The following is a 15,656-nucleotide window of genomic DNA, read 5'->3' on the forward strand; positions in this document are numbered from 1 at the left end:
CCGAGCGGAGGGCGCGGGCCCCACCGCGCCCCCACCCGGCAGCCGAGAAACGCGCACCAAAAGGGAGCGAGATGCGAACACTCATCGTGGTCAGTGCCGTGTCGATGGACGGCTTCTACGACGGCCCCGCCGCCGGCGGGACAGTGCCGATGGAGAACTGTTTCGGCACCTACAACCTCGAGCGGATCCAGGCCGCCGACACCGTACTGCTCGGCGCGAACTCCTACGCGATGTTCGCCAACTACTGGCCCGGCGTCGCCGACGACAGCACCGCCTTCGAGGCCGACCGGGAGTTCTCAAAGATCTACAACGTGGTCGACAAGGTGGTCGTCTCCGACCACGCCTCCCCGCCCCCGGCCGACCACCCCTGGGCGGACAACACCCGCATCATCAGCCGGGCCGCCGCCCCCACCGAGATCGCCAGGCTCAAGGAGCAGGACGGCAGAGAGATCGTCACCTGGGCCAGCCGGGCCACCTGGAACGGGCTACTCCAGCACGGTCTGATCGACGAGATCCACGTGCTCCTCGGCCCCGCCGCCCTCGCCGGCGGCACCCCCCTGTTCAAGCACCCGGTCTCGCTCCGACGTCTGGGCGTTCGCGCCTTCGACAACTTCGACACCGTCCTGCTCCGGTACGGCGTACTACCGCCATCCACGCAGCGATAATCCACCCGGCGTACGACGCGGCGACCCGCACCCCCGGTTGTCCCGGGCCGCGGACACAGCCCTGAGTCCTGCAGCCCTCCGCCCGCCACCGGGTCCGCGAACAGCCAGGCGACTGAGGCGTATCCGGGCGGCGAGCGGGTACCAATGGACCGGGCCGCGGGTGCCCGGGAAGGTGGTAGGGGCGTGGCGAAGTACCTCTTTCAAGCGACCTACACCACCCAGGGGGTGGCGGGGGTGAGTGAGCAGGGTGGAACGGCACGGGCAGAGGTGGTCCGGGCGCTGATCGAAAACGCGGGCGGGCGGGTGGAGTCGTTGTACTTCGCGATCGGCAAACACGACCTCTTCGTCTCCTGCGAGGTTCCGGACAACATGACCACCGCCGCGCTCGGCATCGCCGCCCGGGCGACGGGTGGAGTGAGAGCCGAGGTCATCCCGCTGATCACGCCAGAGGAGATCGACGAAGCAGCCCAGACGCCGGTCACCTACCAGGCGCCGGGTCAGACGTGAACCACTCCGTCGGACGGTAGGCCACGCATGCCGCGCACCCGGTGCCGGAGTAGCGGGTCAGGTCGATCCCCACCCCTCCGGGAGGCGGCTCCACAGGTGCATGCCCTGCCGGGACCCGTCCCGCCGCAGCACCACTGCGCGCAGCAGCTCGCCGCCGATCAGCTCACGCAGCACGAGCGCCGTCCCGCCGCACTGCCCACGGGCCGAGTTCGTCGCAGTCCAGGGCATGCTCGGACCCTGCCAGCGGGCTACGGCAGATTCGTCACACCGTGCGAGCGTCCGTCGCCCGGGTCTCCCGTCCCATCCCGCCCGGCGGCGCGGTCGCGACCGGGCTCCCACCAGCTGGACCGACCGTCCTGGCCGACCGAGGACGACCGGTCATTCCAGCGTTTCGGCCCGCAGTGCCACCCGCATTTGGCGTCCCACCCGTCCCCGGAGCGATGCGGCCGATCGGGGTGGTGCGGCCGATCGGCATGGTGCGGCCGATCGGGGTGGTGCGGCCGATCGGGGTGGTGCGGCCGATCGGGGTGGTGCGACGGCTCGGCATGGTGCGACGGCTCGGCATGGTGCGACGGCTCGGCATGGTGCGACGGCTCGGCATGGTGCGACGGCTCGGGGCGGTGCGGTACCGGTGTTTCAACGGGGGGTCGTCGTGCCTGCGGCACCACCACGGTGGACGGCGGCACCGCGGTCGACGGCGGCACCGCGGCGGGCTGCGGTGACGCGGGGGGCTGCGGTGACGCGGGGGGCACCGGTCGGCTGCTCGGTGCTGGGCCGGCCGGGCCGGAGGCGTCACTGGATTCGGACCGGTCGGGCCCCGCCATCGGCGCGGCCGGCGGCAGCGCCACCCCGGGGGTGACGACGAAAGCAGCCACCACCGAGGCGGCGACCGCCGCTACGGCGCCGACACACCGGCGGTTACTCAACCGGGCCCGCACCGGTGCCTGCTCCGGCAGGGCGACCGCGGGCACCGTCGGCCGGGTGCGCTGGTGCTTGGCGACCAGCTCATCCAGGCAGGCCGCGACCGCATCTCGGTTGCCGAGACCATCGGCGAAGGCGAGCGTGAGGTGGAAGCGGAAGGTCAGGGTCACCGGACGCGCCACCAGCAGCCCGGCCACCGGGGATCCGTTGACGGTGGGCAGCAGGGTCAGCGGCGAACTGCGATGGTGGGCCGGGGCGACCAACTCCTCGAACCACCAGTCCCGTTGTCGGTGCCGGCCGAGGAAGATCACGCGCCGGTCGGTCACCACGCCGCTGCCGGCCTCCACCGCCCGAATCCCCGGCGGCAGCGGACGCGGCGGCTGGTCGGTGCCGGCCAGGTCCAGCGCCCGCCCGGGCACGGGTAGCCGGCCGACGTTCCCGGTGACGGCCTCGACCAACTCCACGGCCGGGAAGACGCGGTGGACCACCTCACCGGGACAGAGTTGCACCGGCACGCTCCTCGGCGGGCCAGACCCAAGCAGGCCGACCTCGACCCGCAGCCGGGTCAGCTCGTCGGCACGGCGGCGCCAAGCAGCAGCCTCGGCCGCATGAACACGCCGTCGCCGGTCGTTTTCCCGGTCGGCCCACCGGGACCGCCAGGGCGGTCGGGGACCACGCACGAGGCGGGGTGAGGTCGCCGTCACGTACAGAACAACGTTTCACATCTGGGTTGGATACGGTCGTCCCTTCTGGCGGGTACGGCCTCGGCAGTTGGACGACACGGACCCCAGAGGGACCTCATCCTGACTGCGGGCTCAGCGCCCGGACAGTTCGCCAGACGCCGCCGTGCTGCCCACAGGCGCGCAGGCTGCCGCCAGCGAGACTGACCGAACTGTTCCCACACTGCACCAGATACCCCTGGCCGGCCCAGAATCCGGGCACGCAGTCGAACCAGTCACACACCTCGGCGGCCGGCTTCCGGATCGGGTCACCAGCGCAGAAGCCGTACCCCAGCGGGTTGGTCGGGGCGCCGCACAGGTCTGGCGCCGCGATCGGCGTCGGTGCTGGCGACCCCGCCTCGGCGGCAACCGCACCGGCGGCCGTGGCAGCGGTAGCCGAGGCGGTGGCTCTCGCCGAGGTGGTAGCGGTAACCGAGGCGGCTACGGTTGGCGGTTCCGTCGCGTCCCCGGCCGTCGCCGCCGCCACCTCCGTCCGGATCGAGTCGGACGGGGCGGACGGGGCGGAGACGATCAACGCCGCCGGAACCAACAGGGCGATCCCGGCGGCGACCGCCACCGTCCGCGCACCACCGAGGACGAACCCCGTCAGCCGCGCCTGCGCGGGCGTGACAACGGCGGGGCGCAGTGGCTTGCGCTGAGCGTGCTCGACAAGGGCCTCGTCGAGTTGGGCGAGCACCGCCTCCCGCTGCTCGATCGCGTCCGCGAAGGCCACACTCAGCTTGAACCGGAAGTCGGCCGCCGCATCCGCCGGCAGCAGCAGGCCGGAGGCGCGCCGCCGGTCGAGCACCTGGATCAGCGTCACCGGCGCGCGGGAGTCGTGCGCCAGACCGGTCATCTTCCCGTACGCCCAGTCTCGCCGGCCGCGCCCACCGAGCAGGACCAGCCGACGGTTGGTGATCACGGCGATACCGGTGTCCGCGATCCGCACGCCGTCCGAGCGCCGCCTGCGCAGCGGACCGGGTTGCAGGGTGACCGTCAGCTCGGGTGCGGGGAGCACCACCGCGCGCCGCACCTCGACCAGTTGGGCGGCGGGCAGCACCCAACAGACCGTCTCCCCGGGGTCGAGTTCGATCGGGAGACCCGCACCCGCGTCAACCGAGCCACCGAGCTCCTCGGCGAGGGTCCGTAGGCGCCGCAGCTCCTCGTCCCGCCGCCGCCACGCCCCGTCGGCCTCGCGGAACACCCGCTGTCGCCGTTCGTTCTGCCGGTACGCCCACCGGTACCGCCACGTCGAACCCGTCGAGCCAGTCATCGCCACGCCGACCCTCCGCCGCGTAGGCCACCATTCGGGGGTGTCACCAGGAATAACTCTGGGGTAACCCCGCGAGGGACGGCTTACGGCGAACAATGTGTCCGATCGACGGAGTGATTCAGACGATAGGCGGACCGGCCTCGTCAGGGCGTCTCGACGGCAGAGATCTCGTACCGAAAGATCTTCGCGTCTCGAATCGCCACCTGCTGCTCCTCGGTCGGGCCGGCACCGCGAAAGGTCAGCAGCTGCTCCTCGGTCTCCCAACGCTCGTACACGTTGATCCGGCCGGGCTCGACCAGGTCCCCACTGATCGTGAAGTCGAGACAGCCGGCCGCGCCCCGCGCAGCCGTCACGACCTCAAGGCACCCGGCGAGGTAGCTTTCTCGATCCTCCGGGTCGACGTACATGCTTCCGGCGACGATGAGCACCTGCCGGACCTCCCAGACTTGTGATCCACTGGCGAGATCCCACCAGCCGGTCTTCGACCGTCGCCGGCGGACGAAATCTCACCAGCCAGCCTACGACCGTCGAAGCCCGCGCCCCGCCCCCTCACGCAAGCCCGGCTGGTCGCGTTGGCGTCGATCGCGGCGGACCAGCACCGCGACGGTCAGCGCGGCGAGCGCCGCCACACCGGCCATGGCCCAGAGCACCGTCCGCAGCCCGCTGGTGAAGCCAGGCTCGGCGAGCCGACCCGCGGTGGTGCTCGCCAGCACCGCCCCGACGACCGCGATGGCGACGGTCTCGCTCGCCAATCGCGCCGTATTGATCATCCCGGCGCCGGTGCCGGCCCGATGCGGCGGGACACTACCGATGGCGAGCGCGTCGAGCAGCCCGATGGACAACCCGATGCCGGTACCGATGACGAGCAGCGGGCCGGCCAGGTCAGCCGGGCCACTGGTCGGGGCGAGCACGGTCGCCCACGCCGCCCCCGAGGCGACCGTCAGAACGGCGACGACGATCACCGCTGACGCCGACACCCACCGGGTCAGCGCCCCGGCGAGCAGCGGCAACGCCACCGTCGGCGCGGTGAGCAGCACCAGGGTCAGGCCGGCGGCGCTGGGCGTCATCCCGACCACCGTGGTGAGGTAGGACGGCAGATACACCAGCAGCGGCACCAGGACCGCGACGACGGTCGCCGCCGCCAGACAGATGCCGACGAAGCGCGGACTGGCCAGGAGGGTCAGGTCGAACATCGGCTCGGGGTGAGACCGCTCCACCCGGACGAAGGCCACGAACAGGATCACCGTCGCCGCAAAGGCGGCCACGATCCTCGGGTCGTCCCAGCCGTACGCCGGCCCCTGCACGAAGCCAAAGATCAACAGTAGTAGCGCGACGGTGAAGGAGACGGTCCCACCCCAGTCGAGCCGGCCCGCGTGCGGTTGACGCGACTCCGGCAGCCACGGCACCAGCAGCAGCACCGCCACCGCCACCAACGCGGGCACGGCGAACACCGCCCGCCACCCCAGAAGATCGATCAGCAGCCCCGCGATCGTCGGCCCGAAAGCCAGGCCAGCACCGATGGCCATCCCGAAGACGCTGAACGCACGCGTCCGGGCCCGCCCCTGAAACGTGTTGGCCAGCAACGCCCCCGCGCTGGTCGCGGCGGCAGCCGCACCGACGCCGGCGAGTGCGCGCAACAGGTTCAGCAGGAGGACGTCGCCGGCGGCGCTCGCGAGTAGCCCTGCCCCGGCGAAGATCACAAGCCCGACGGCGAAGACCCGCCGCCGACCAACCAGGTCGGCCAGGGCACCCGTGGCGAGCATGAAGCTGGCGAAGGTGGCGTTGTAGCCGTTGACCACCCACTGCACCCCGGCCAGGTCGGCGTCGAGGCCCCGCCCGATCTCCGGCAGCGCCACCGAGGCCCCGGTCAGCGACAGCGGCAACGCGAAGGTCGACACCAGGACAGCGACCAGCACGACGACACGTCGGTTCTGCACGACTCCCCCGTTCCTTTCGAACCGCTCCAGGCTAGTGGCCGCGGTCCCGGCAGCCACCAGGCCCGGCGGAGCCCGGGCGGGTACGGGATGCTGCCAGCGGTCACCTTACGGCGACCGCCGGCAGCACCGGAGTCAGGGCAGCCAGTCCGGCCGCAGCGGGTAGCTCGTCACCCCCGCGGCGCTGGTCCGCGTCGCCAGCACCTGGTGCAGCTGGATGGCGTTGCGCTCGAACGACATCCGGGATCCGGCCATGTACAGGCCCCAGACCCGGGCGGTTCCCGCGCCCACCTCGCCGACGCAGAAGTCCCAGTTCGCCACGAGGTTGCGGCACCAGGCCGCGAGCGTCAACGCGTAGTGGCGGCGCAGATTCTCCTCGTGCTGCACCTCCAAGCCCACGTCGTGGATCTCGGAGAGCACCCGGCCCGGCCCGGCCAACTCGCCGTCCGGGAAGACATATCGGTCGATGAACGCGCCGGAGCGGTGCGGCGCGCGGTTGTCGGCGCGGGTGATGCAGTGGTTGAGCAGCCGACCCTCGGGCCGCAGCCGGTCCCGGAGCGAGCCGAAGTATTCCGGATAGTTACGCACCCCGATGTGCTCGGTCAATCCGATCGAGGACACCACGTCGAACTGCTCCCGCGGCGTGTCCCGGTAGTCGAGGTACCGCACCTCGGCCAGCCCGGTCAGCCCCTCCCGCTCGATCGCGGCCTGCGCCCACTCGGCCTGTGCTCTGGAGAGCGTCACCCCGAGCGCCTGGACGCCGTACTCGCGGGCCACGTGCCGGACCATGCCGCCCCACCCGCAGCCCACATCCAGCAGCCGCATCCCGGATTTGACCGCGAGCTTCTGCGCCACCAGGTCGTACTTGGCCGCCTGCGCCGTCTCCAACGAGTCCTGCGGCGAGCGGAACAACGCGCAGGTGTACGTCATCGACTCCCCGAGCACCTTCTCGTAGAAGGCGTTCGACACGTCGTAGTGGTGCGAGATGGCGCTGCTGTCCCGGATCCGGGAGTGGCGCAGCCCGCCCAACACCCGCTTCCACCGGGGCACCGCCTCCTGCGGCGGAGGTGGCGGCGGGAGCAGCCGCTCCCAGCCCAAACCCCGAACCAGGGCCAGGGCCTCGGGCACCGGCGGGATCCGCAGCCGCACCTCGTCCTTGAGGACCCGCAGCGCCTCGTACGGATCGCCCGGATGCACCCCGGACAGGCCGAGGTCGCCGCTGACATACGCCCGGGCCATCCCCAGGTCACCCGGGGCGGTCAGCAGGTAGGACAGGCCGCGCGGGGTGTGGATGGTGAGGGTGATGCCGGCGTCGGACGGGCCGACGGAACTGCCGTCGTACCCGGTGATCCGCACCGGCAGGGGCTCGGTGGTCAGCGCCCGAATGATGTCGGCCAGGGTGCGTCCCCGGTTGCCGGCCGTCTTCGGCGCGGCCGCGGAGACGCTCGCCGACTTCTGCTGTCGATCAATCAGACTCATGCTCGTGCTACCGCCTTCTCGTACAGTCCGGTTAGCCGGTGGGCCGGGTCGTAGCGGTCCTTGACCGCCCGCCAGGTGTCGCCGCCGTAGAGCCGGTCAAACACCTCCCGGTCGTAGTACGCATCGGAGTAGAGCGACTTGTGCCCGCCAAGCTCCGACACCCTGCGTTCGATCGCCCGGTTCATGTCACCGTCGGCGGCACCCCCGGCGATCGGCACGCTTCCCCAGAACCCAATGTTCACGTAGTCCTGCCCCGGCCGCAGCGGATACAGCGGCCAGGACCGGGCCGATCCCGGCCCGGTCGGTTCCCGCAGCCGCAACGGGCAGAGCCAGACCGGGGTCATTCGCACCGCGCTGGCGAACCAGCGCAGGAACTCCGCGGTGCGCCCCAGCGGGATCTCCACGTCCTGCACCACCCGTTCCCGCGCCGGCTGGCCGCGCCACCGGTCAATCCGCGCGGCCACCTGATGCCGGTGCTCCAACCGGACCAGCCGGTGGTAGAAATCGCTGCGCCGCCAGCGCGCCGGCCAGACCCGGCGCAGCACCGGGTGCTGTGCCCCGAACGCCGCGGAGCACCAGAACCAGTCGGTGTCCCAGCGCCACAGGTAGTCGTGCCCGGTCAGGGCATCCTGGGTACGTTGCTGCAGCGACCGGTAGTAGATCTCCTGACCGGTGTAGTCGCTGACCGGCCCGGGGTCGTCGGTGAAGGTCGCGAGCACCAGGTACGCCTCATCCGGGCTGAACATCACCCCGTCCATCGCGTCCACCGCCGCCCCGGCCCACGAGCGGGTGGCGATGACCTCACCGATCGCCTCGGCGAGCTCCTCCAGCCGGTTGAACCGCACATTGTGCAGCGCGACCCGCCGGCCGATCGGTTGCAGCTCGATCCGCAGCCGGGTCGCGTAGCCGAGGCTGCCCAACGAGTTGGGGAAGGCGGCGAACAGGGCGGCGTGCTCCCCCTCCGGCCGGGCGGTGATGACCTCCCCGCCCCCGGTGAGCACGTCCAGCTCAATCACCGACTCGTGCGGCAGCCCGTTGCGGAACGACGTGGACTCGATCCCCAGGCCGGTCACCGCCCCGCCGAGGGTGATGGTGCGCAGCTGCGGCACCACCAGCGGCATCAGGCCGTGCGGCAGGGTCGCGTCAACCAGGTCCTCGTACGTGCACATGCCCTGCACGTCGGCGGTGCGGGCCACCGGGTCAACGTGGAGGACACCGCCGAGGCCACTGACATCAAGGCCCGGCGCGCGCGGTGCCGCCCGCGGGCGGAACAGGTTGGATGTGCGCTTGGCGAGCCGAACCGGCTGTCCCGGCCGCACGGCCGCATACGAGCGCCGGAGCTGGACCACCGCCTGATCATGATCACGCACGGCATTCATCAGAACACTTTAAGCCCAACCGGGCCGCAACGCGGGACGTCCATGGTGGCCAATGGCCAGAATGTCCACCTGACTTGCGGACGGCGGCCTAGCGTAGGGTCATGCCGAAGGCCGTGTGGAACGACCTGATGATCGCGGAGAGCAACGACACCGTGCTGGTCGAGGGAAATCACTACTTCCCGCGCTCGACACTGCGCGACGACCTGATCCGGGAGTCCGACACGCAGTCGGTCTGCCCGTGGAAGGGAACCGCGTCCTACTACACGTTAGAACACAACGGCCAGATCAGCCCGGACGCGGTCTGGTACTACCCGAATCCGGGGCCGAAGGCGGGGATGGTCCGCGACCGGATCGCGTTCTCGGATGACGTCCACGTCATCGACTGAACGGCGATGCGGCCGGCCGGCTGGCCGTGGCCCCCGCTGGTGGGCCAGGATGCCGGCATGTCCCCCTCCGCACAACGCCCCGATCCGGCCGGCACCGTCTACCGCCGGCCCGGCCCCACCCGCCCCCGGCGGCCCCGCGATCCACTGATGTGGGGGGCGGTGCTCATCGGCGCGGCCGGCCTCCTGCTCGGGGGGTTCTTCGTCCTCGGCGGCCCGGGGGGCGACGGCACTCCAGCCGTCCCGGCGGTGGCCGCGACCCCGCCAACCGGCGCATCAGCCGCGTCGGCACAGGAGCCGCCCGCCCCGCCCACCGTGGCAGCCACCTCCCCGAACTCCACCCCACCCACCGAGGACGTCAGCTCCCCGCCGGTCATCCCCACCGGCCCGACCGCGTTCCGCCAGGTGGCGTCGGGCCGGTGCCTGGGCGTGGACGGAGACGGCGCGCAGGCGACCGCGAAACTCCTCGACTGCCACGGCGACGACTCCCGCCAGCGGTGGCTGCCCAACTCCATCGGCCCGGGCCTGGTGAGCCTGGTCAACCAGGCTTCGAACATGTGCCTCGACGTGGAGGGCGCCAACGCCGACGACGGGGCGAGGCTGCAGCAGTATCCCTGCCACGGCGAGGCCAACCAGCAGTGGCAGCTCGTACCCACCGCCGGCGGGTCGGTGCTGATCGCGGCGCTGCACAGCGGCCGGTGCGCGTACCCGGACGGCAGCCGGCCCGACGCCGGCACCGACATCCGGCAGATCACCTGCGTTGACGCCCCCGACCAGCAGTGGCAGCTCGGCTGACCGGCTACTCGGCCACCCGGAGCATTCTGAGCTGGGCCTGGTGTTTGGGAAGGTGAACCCGGGCATGCAGGTCCAGCACCCGCCCCCAGGGCAGCGGGCCGTCCACGACGAGGTCGTAGCCCTCCCGCAGGTGGGTGTCGACCGGCGTGCCGGCCGCCGGGCCGAGCCGGTCGACCAGGGCCACCAGCCGGCTACTGGTGGTGCGCAACCGGGCGTCCAACGCGTCGAGGTCGCCGAGCTCGGCGACCAGCGCATCGACCTGGGGCCGGTGCATCGTCTCCAGGTCGTAGTAGGCGAACGGCGATCCGGCGAGGACCGCCTCTGTCGCCTCGATCATCAGCTCGTCGTTCGCGACGAGATGGGCCACGATCTGTTCGGCGTCGAGCCGCCCCTGCGGCGCCGGGCCGAAGCCTCCCGCGGCCACCTCCGCGAGCAACTCGTCGTAGGCCCGCCCCAGCGCTGCGCTGTCCACACCTGCCAGTCAAACCCGCGACGCGCCGGTCTGCGTCGCGTTCCGGTCCGCTGTTCACCCGGATGGGTGGTCGGCAGCAGCCGGGCCGAGCCGGGCGAGCGCGGCGTCGAGGGCGACGCGCTGCGCCGCCCGGGAGTAGGTGGCCGGGTCGATGGCGGTCAGCGTGTTCAGCCCCTCGACCAGGGCCACCAGCCCCGTGGCGGTGGACGAGCAATCCGCCGCGGGCCAGTCGGGCCGGACCGCGGCAACCAGCCCCCGAACCCGATCGACGAACCGGCGGTTGTAGCTGCGGTGCAGCTCGGCCAGGACCGGGTCGGCCAAGGCTGCAGCCAGGAAGCCCACCCATACCCGCGCCTCCTCCTGACGCTCCACGGTCGGAGCGGCGGCTTGGAGCAGTACGGCGCGCAGGGCCATCCCGGGTGTGTCGGCGTCGGCCTGCGCGGCGTCGGCCCGCTGGCCGGTGCGCTGGTGGAGCAGCTCGCGCGCGTGCACCAGCAGGGCCTGCTTGTCGGCGAAGGTGTGCAGCACCATCCCGGTGGTGCAGCCGGCCCGTTCTGCGACGGCGCGCAGGGTGAGACCGGGTAGCCCGCGTTCGGCGAGCACCGACCAGGTGGCAGCCGACAGGCGGAGCCGCTGGTCAACGCGGTCACGTCGACTGGCCATCCACCCTCCCCGGTCCGATTCCCTCCGGCCGGCCCGCGCCCACTGCGCCGGCCTCTCTGTCGTAACGTACGTTACGGTAACGCTTGTTACGAGCGCTCCCCCACCCGGGGTGCGACCGGCACGAACCAAGGAGGACCCGTGGTCTCCGTCCACCCCGAACCGTGGGAATCCACCGACAGCACCCGACTGCGGGCTGCGCAACGCGCCGAGCTGGACGCGCGCTACCACAGCGACGACCACGAGCCCGGTGCCCCGCCCACCGCCGACAGTGTCCCCGTCTTCCTCGTCGCCCGCGACCACGACGGTACCGCGCTCGGCTGCGGTGGCCTCCGCTTCCTTTCCACCGAATCCGCCGAGATCAAACGGATGTACGTCGCGCCGGGCGCCCGCGGCACCGGGGTGGCGACCGCCATCCTGCAAGCCCTGGAGGACGCCGCCCGGACCGCCGGCGTACAGACCCTGCTGTTGGAGACCGGCCCCGCCCAACCCGACGCGATCCGCTTCTACGAACGGGAGGGCTACCACCGCATCGCGAACTTCGGTCCGTACCAGGACGAGTCACTCTCCGTCTGCTACGCCCGCGAACTCGGCTGACCCGGTCAACGGCTACTCTGCTGATCGTGACCTACGAGGCCGCCGCCACCCGCTACGACCAGATGACCTACCGACGCAGCGGGGCCAGTGGGCTCCGCCTACCGGCGATCTCACTCGGCCTGTGGCACAACTTCGGGCCCGACCGCCCCTTCGATCGGCAGCGGGACATCGTCCGCCGGGCCTTCGACCTCGGGGTCACCCACTTCGACCTCGCCAACAACTACGGCCCACCGCCGGGCGCCGCCGAGGAGAACTTCGGCCGGATGCTCGCCACGGACCTGAAGCCGTACCGCGATGAACTGGTCATCTCCAGCAAGGCCGGCTACCTGATGTGGCCCGGCCCGTACGGCGAGTGGGGATCCCGCAAGTACCTCGTCGCCTCGCTGGACCAGTCGCTCCGCCGGCTGGGGTTGGACTACGTCGACATCTTCTACAGCCACCGGTACGACCCGGACACCCCGCTGGAAGAGACGATGGGCGCCCTGGACGCCGTCGTCCGGGCCGGCAAGGCGCTCTACGTCGGCATCTCCAACTACACGGCCGAACAGACCCGGCGGGCCGCGGCGATCCTGCGCGACCTGGGCACCCCGCTGCTGATCAACCAGCCGTCATACTCGATGCTGAACCGCTGGACCGAGGAGGACGGCCTGCTCGACACGCTCGCGGAGGTCGGCGCGGGCTGCATCTCCTTCAGCCCCCTGGCCCAGGGCCTGCTCACCGACCGCTACCTCGATGGCATCCCGGCCGACTCCCGGGTCCGCACCAGCGTCCACCTTTCCGAGCGGGACGTGAGCCCGCAACGGCTGGTCACCATCCGCGGCCTCGCCGCCATCGCCCAACGCCGCCACCAGTCCCTCGCGCAGCTCGCACTCGCCTGGGCCCTACGCGATCCCCGAATGACCAGCCTGATCATCGGCGCCAGCAGCGTCGCCCAACTCGAGGCCAACCTCGCCACGCTGGACAACCTCGACCTGACCACCGAGGAGCTGGCCGAAGTCGACCGCCAGCTCCGCTGACACCGGCCCGAGGTCTCCACTACTTTCTCCACTCTCTCGGCGATCGCGGAAGCTAACCTGCCGCATTGCCTGAGACCGTCGGTGTCATGCACGAGAACAACGCGCTCACCCCGTTCCGCATCGACATCCCCGCGGCCGACCTCGACGACCTGCGTAGCCGGCTGACCCACACCCGCTGGCCGTACCCGACGCCCGGCCGCGAGGACCGCACCGACTTCCGCCGCGGCATCCCGCTGGTGTACCTGAAGGAACTCGCCGAGTACTGGCACGACGGGTTCGACTGGCGGGCGCAGGAGGCGAAGCTCAACGAGTACGAACAGGTCACGACGGTCGTCAACGGCCAGACGTTCCACATCGTCCACGTACGATCGACAAACCCGCAGGCCACCCCGCTGATGCTCAACCACGGCTGGCCCGGCTCGTTCGTCGAGTACCAGCACCTCATCCCGCTGCTGACCGACGATTTCCACGTGGTCGTCCCGTCGCTGCCCGGCTTCGGGTTCTCCACCCCGCTGTCCGGGACCGGGTGGGAGTTGGCGCGGACCGCGGCGGCCTACGCCGAGATCATGACGCGCCTGGGCTACGAGAGGTTCGCCGCCCACGGCACCGACATCGGTTCAGGCACCACCGGCCGCCTCGCCGCCGAATACCCGGAGCGCGTCATCGGCACGCACCTCGGCATCGACCCCCACCTGCTCGGCTTGGTAGGCGACAAGTTCCCCTACCCCGACGGCCTCTCCGCGGACGAGATCGCCCAGATCGAAGCGGTACGCACCGAGGACGCCGCCGATCGCGGGTACCTCCTGATGCACAACCACCGCCCCGACACCATCGGCGCGGCCCTCACCGACTCGCCGGTCGGTCAGCTCGCGTGGATCGCCGAAAAGTTCAGGACCAGAGCCAACGGCACCTACCAGACCCCGGACGAATCGGTCGACCGCGACCAGCTCCTCACCAACATCAGCCTCTACTGGTTCACCCGCAGCGGCGCGTCGAGCGCCCAGTTCTACTACGAGGCCGAGCACTCCGGCCTCGACCTGGTCATGGCCGCCCACGTGCCGACCGGCTGGGCCGTGTTCAACACCCACCCACTCCTACGCCGCGCGATGGACCCGGGGAAGGCAATCAGCCACTGGAGCGAATTCACCGAAGGCGGCCACTTCCCCGCGATGGACGCCACCACACTACTGGCGAACGACATCCGCACCTTCTTCCGCAGCATCACCTGACCCCACGGGTCGTCAACAACCGCGAGGATGGTCCGGCTGGCGCCGGACCATCCTCGCGGCCTTGACGAGGCTGCTTGCGGTCACGTTCGGTTCCCGGTCACCGTCGGCCAGGCCCCGGCGTCAACACCACTACCCTCGATATCGTGACGCCAACCGACCACGGAGGGACAATCACGTGTATCGACCGTACGCCTTTCCGGTGTCTGTCAAAGGCGTCTGCGTCCGTGCCGGCCGTGTTCTGCTGCTCCGCAACGAGCGAGAAGAATGGGAACTGCCCGGCGGCAAGCTCGAACTCGGCGAGGACCCGGCTGGCTGCGTCGGCCGGGAGATCAGCGAGGAGACCGGCTGGGCGGTACGGGTCGGCCCGATCCTCGACTCCTGGCAGTACCAGATCGGCGACGGTGTCAACGTGCTGATCGTGACCTACGGCTGCTTCGCCGACGACGACTCGCCGATCACGGTGAGCTCCGAACACAAGGAAGGCCGTCTGTTCGCCGCCGACGAGATCGTGGACCTGCCCATGCCCGACGGGTACCGGCGCTCGATCGACGAGTGGTTCCGTCGGCTCGAGCCAGATAGCGGAAGCGAAAGGGGCTTGTGCTAGGGTCGCGCCCGTGGTAAGTCTCGATGTCATCACCGAACGGTCAGATCCGGCCGTGCAGCGGATCAGCGACGTCGTCAAGCATTCGCGATCCGCCGTCCGCACCGTGCTCATCGAGGATGCCGAGCCGCTTGTGGAATGTATCCGCGCGGGGTTGGACTTCATCGAGGTCTATGCCGTCGAGAGCAGCCCCTTCCCCGACGACGTGCTCGCCGCGTGCCGGCAGCGGAACATTCCCGTTCGCCTGGTGGCGGTCCCGATCATGAGCAACCTGTTCAAGGCCGACAAGAAGCCCAAGGTGTTCGGTGTGGCACGCACACCGCGGCCGTGGAGCTTCAACGACCTGTCCCGCACGACCGGTGACATCATCGTCCTGGACGGCGTGAAGATCGTCGGCAACATCGGCGCGATCGTGCGTACCTCCTTCGCGCTCGGCGCCGCCGGCATCGTGCTCGTGGACAGCGACCTGGCCACCGTCGCGGACCGACGCCTCGTCCGGGCCAGCCGAGGCTACGTCTTCTCCCTGCCGATCGTGCTCGCGTCCCGGGCCGAGGCGATCGACCACTTCCGGCACAGCAGAGTCCCGCTGATCGCCTTCGACACGGACGGCGATCTGGCGGTCAGCGATCTACGCGACGCCGACGAGCCGCTCGCCCTCCTGCTCGGGGCAGAGAAGACGGGCACGTCGCAGTCGTTCGAGAGCATCGCCAGCAGCACCGTGTCGATCCCCCTCAATCCGGATGCGGAGTCGCTGAACGTCTCGGTCTGCGCCGGGATCGCGCTGTACGAGCGGTCCTCCTGGAACCTCCCCGCACAAAGCCGCTCGCCGCGCCCGGCGGAAAACGGCCGGCAGGGCAGTCCCCGGCGCAGCGGCAGACCCGTACGGTCGGGACACCGGAGCCGCCCCGGCCGGTGACCGGGGAGCGGAAAGCGGCCGCGCCCTGGTCAGGATCCGGACTCGGACACAATCATTGACGTCGGCGGGTAGGCGACTGCCTCGACCGCACGGCCGCCGACAGAAGCGTG

General features: G+C 70.8%; 18 protein-coding genes. 9 read left to right on the plus strand and 9 right to left on the minus strand.

The features are described 5' to 3' along the window. Positions 1-71: 71 nt before the first annotated feature. Positions 72-665, plus strand: a complete 594-nt coding sequence (locus tag AC1UKG_RS13150; RefSeq protein WP_018742153.1) for a dihydrofolate reductase family protein — start codon at positions 72-74, stop codon at positions 663-665. Between the two features lie 183 nt (positions 666-848). Further along, entirely contained in the window at positions 849-1,172 is a 324-nt protein-coding gene (locus tag AC1UKG_RS13155; RefSeq protein ID WP_018742152.1) for a GYD domain-containing protein, read from the plus strand. 57 nt (positions 1,173-1,229) lie between these two features. On the opposite strand, the gene AC1UKG_RS13160 is transcribed toward AC1UKG_RS13155, so the two are convergent. The 7 genes from AC1UKG_RS13160 to AC1UKG_RS13190 form a co-directional block, all read right to left on the minus strand. Then, positions 1,230-1,400, minus strand: coding sequence for a YunG family protein (locus tag AC1UKG_RS13160; protein WP_018814988.1), 171 nt, complete (start codon positions 1,398-1,400; stop codon positions 1,230-1,232). Positions 1,401-1,420: 20 nt separating this feature from the next. Then, positions 1,421-2,797 carry a hypothetical protein gene (locus tag AC1UKG_RS13165; protein WP_482641784.1) on the minus strand — a complete coding sequence of 459 codons (1,377 nt, stop codon included), beginning with the start codon at positions 2,795-2,797 and terminating at the stop codon, positions 1,421-1,423. A gap of 94 nt (positions 2,798-2,891) precedes the next feature. Then, complete coding sequence (locus AC1UKG_RS13170; RefSeq protein ID WP_018814989.1) at positions 2,892-4,091, minus strand: hypothetical protein; 1,200 nt, start codon at positions 4,089-4,091, stop codon at positions 2,892-2,894. Positions 4,092-4,228: 137 nt separating this feature from the next. Next, positions 4,229-4,513, minus strand: coding sequence for an antibiotic biosynthesis monooxygenase (locus AC1UKG_RS13175; protein WP_018742149.1), 285 nt, complete (start codon positions 4,511-4,513; stop codon positions 4,229-4,231). A gap of 90 nt (positions 4,514-4,603) precedes the next feature. Then, complete coding sequence (locus AC1UKG_RS13180) at positions 4,604-6,022, minus strand: MFS transporter (RefSeq protein WP_018742148.1); 1,419 nt, start codon at positions 6,020-6,022, stop codon at positions 4,604-4,606. A gap of 132 nt (positions 6,023-6,154) precedes the next feature. Continuing rightward, positions 6,155-7,498 (minus strand): class I SAM-dependent methyltransferase, encoded by a 1,344-nt coding sequence (locus AC1UKG_RS13185; RefSeq protein WP_482641785.1) that lies wholly within the window; start codon positions 7,496-7,498, stop codon positions 6,155-6,157. After that, positions 7,495-8,877 carry an FAD-binding oxidoreductase gene (locus AC1UKG_RS13190; protein WP_482641786.1) on the minus strand — a complete coding sequence of 461 codons (1,383 nt, stop codon included), beginning with the start codon at positions 8,875-8,877 and terminating at the stop codon, positions 7,495-7,497. The genes AC1UKG_RS13185 and AC1UKG_RS13190 overlap by 4 nt, the downstream gene beginning before the upstream one ends. Positions 8,878-8,978: 101 nt before the next feature. Between AC1UKG_RS13190 and AC1UKG_RS13195 the strand changes: the two genes are divergently transcribed. Next, a complete protein-coding gene (locus AC1UKG_RS13195) occupies positions 8,979-9,263 on the plus strand; it encodes a DUF427 domain-containing protein (RefSeq protein ID WP_018742145.1) in 285 nt (94 codons plus the stop codon). 57 nt (positions 9,264-9,320) lie between these two features. Then, complete coding sequence (locus AC1UKG_RS13200) at positions 9,321-10,055, plus strand: RICIN domain-containing protein (protein WP_482641787.1); 735 nt, start codon at positions 9,321-9,323, stop codon at positions 10,053-10,055. Positions 10,056-10,059: 4 nt separating this feature from the next. Here the strand turns inward: AC1UKG_RS13200 and AC1UKG_RS13205 are convergent, their stop codons facing one another. Together AC1UKG_RS13205 and AC1UKG_RS13210 are read right to left on the minus strand one after the other, a co-directional pair. Then, positions 10,060-10,527, minus strand: a complete 468-nt coding sequence (locus AC1UKG_RS13205) for a hypothetical protein (RefSeq protein ID WP_018742143.1) — start codon at positions 10,525-10,527, stop codon at positions 10,060-10,062. A gap of 54 nt (positions 10,528-10,581) precedes the next feature. Beyond that, entirely contained in the window at positions 10,582-11,190 is a 609-nt protein-coding gene (locus AC1UKG_RS13210) for a TetR/AcrR family transcriptional regulator (protein ID WP_018742142.1), read from the minus strand. Positions 11,191-11,328: 138 nt separating this feature from the next. On the opposite strand from AC1UKG_RS13210, the gene AC1UKG_RS13215 reads away from it, so the two are divergent. The 5 genes from AC1UKG_RS13215 (at position 11,329) to nshR (ending at position 15,546) form a co-directional block, all read left to right on the plus strand. Continuing rightward, positions 11,329-11,784, plus strand: coding sequence for a GNAT family N-acetyltransferase (locus AC1UKG_RS13215; protein WP_018742141.1), 456 nt, complete (start codon positions 11,329-11,331; stop codon positions 11,782-11,784). Between the two features lie 20 nt (positions 11,785-11,804). Further along, entirely contained in the window at positions 11,805-12,800 is a 996-nt protein-coding gene (gene mgrA / locus AC1UKG_RS13220) for an L-glyceraldehyde 3-phosphate reductase (RefSeq protein ID WP_026271629.1), read from the plus strand. A gap of 86 nt (positions 12,801-12,886) precedes the next feature. After that, a complete protein-coding gene (locus AC1UKG_RS13225) occupies positions 12,887-14,029 on the plus strand; it encodes an epoxide hydrolase (RefSeq protein ID WP_018742139.1) in 1,143 nt (380 codons plus the stop codon). 199 nt (positions 14,030-14,228) lie between these two features. Continuing rightward, positions 14,229-14,633, plus strand: coding sequence for an NUDIX domain-containing protein (locus AC1UKG_RS13230; RefSeq protein ID WP_026271630.1), 405 nt, complete (start codon positions 14,229-14,231; stop codon positions 14,631-14,633). Positions 14,634-14,643: 10 nt separating this feature from the next. Next, positions 14,644-15,546, plus strand: a complete 903-nt coding sequence (nshR, locus tag AC1UKG_RS13235; RefSeq protein WP_018742137.1) for an NshR/TsnR family 23S rRNA methyltransferase — start codon at positions 14,644-14,646, stop codon at positions 15,544-15,546. Positions 15,547-15,656 lie beyond the last annotated feature (110 nt).

This window comes from Salinispora sp. CH2A1_6 (assembly GCF_056820975.1).

Excerpts from the sequence above, each read along its gene's own strand:
- AC1UKG_RS13150 (WP_018742153.1), top strand. The coding sequence starts at position 72 with ATGCGAACACTCATCGTGGTCAGTGCCGTGTCGATGGACGGCTTCTAC.
- AC1UKG_RS13160 (WP_018814988.1), bottom strand. The coding sequence starts at position 1,400 with ATGCCCTGGACTGCGACGAACTCGGCCCGTGGGCAGTGCGGCGGGACG.
- AC1UKG_RS13185 (WP_482641785.1), bottom strand. The coding sequence starts at position 7,498 with ATGAGTCTGATTGATCGACAGCAGAAGTCGGCGAGCGTCTCCGCGGCC.
- AC1UKG_RS13190 (WP_482641786.1), bottom strand. The coding sequence starts at position 8,877 with ATGAATGCCGTGCGTGATCATGATCAGGCGGTGGTCCAGCTCCGGCGC.
- AC1UKG_RS13195 (WP_018742145.1), top strand. The coding sequence starts at position 8,979 with ATGCCGAAGGCCGTGTGGAACGACCTGATGATCGCGGAGAGCAACGAC.
- AC1UKG_RS13200 (WP_482641787.1), top strand. The coding sequence starts at position 9,321 with ATGTCCCCCTCCGCACAACGCCCCGATCCGGCCGGCACCGTCTACCGC.
- AC1UKG_RS13210 (WP_018742142.1), bottom strand. The coding sequence starts at position 11,190 with ATGGCCAGTCGACGTGACCGCGTTGACCAGCGGCTCCGCCTGTCGGCT.
- AC1UKG_RS13225 (WP_018742139.1), top strand. The coding sequence starts at position 12,887 with ATGCACGAGAACAACGCGCTCACCCCGTTCCGCATCGACATCCCCGCG.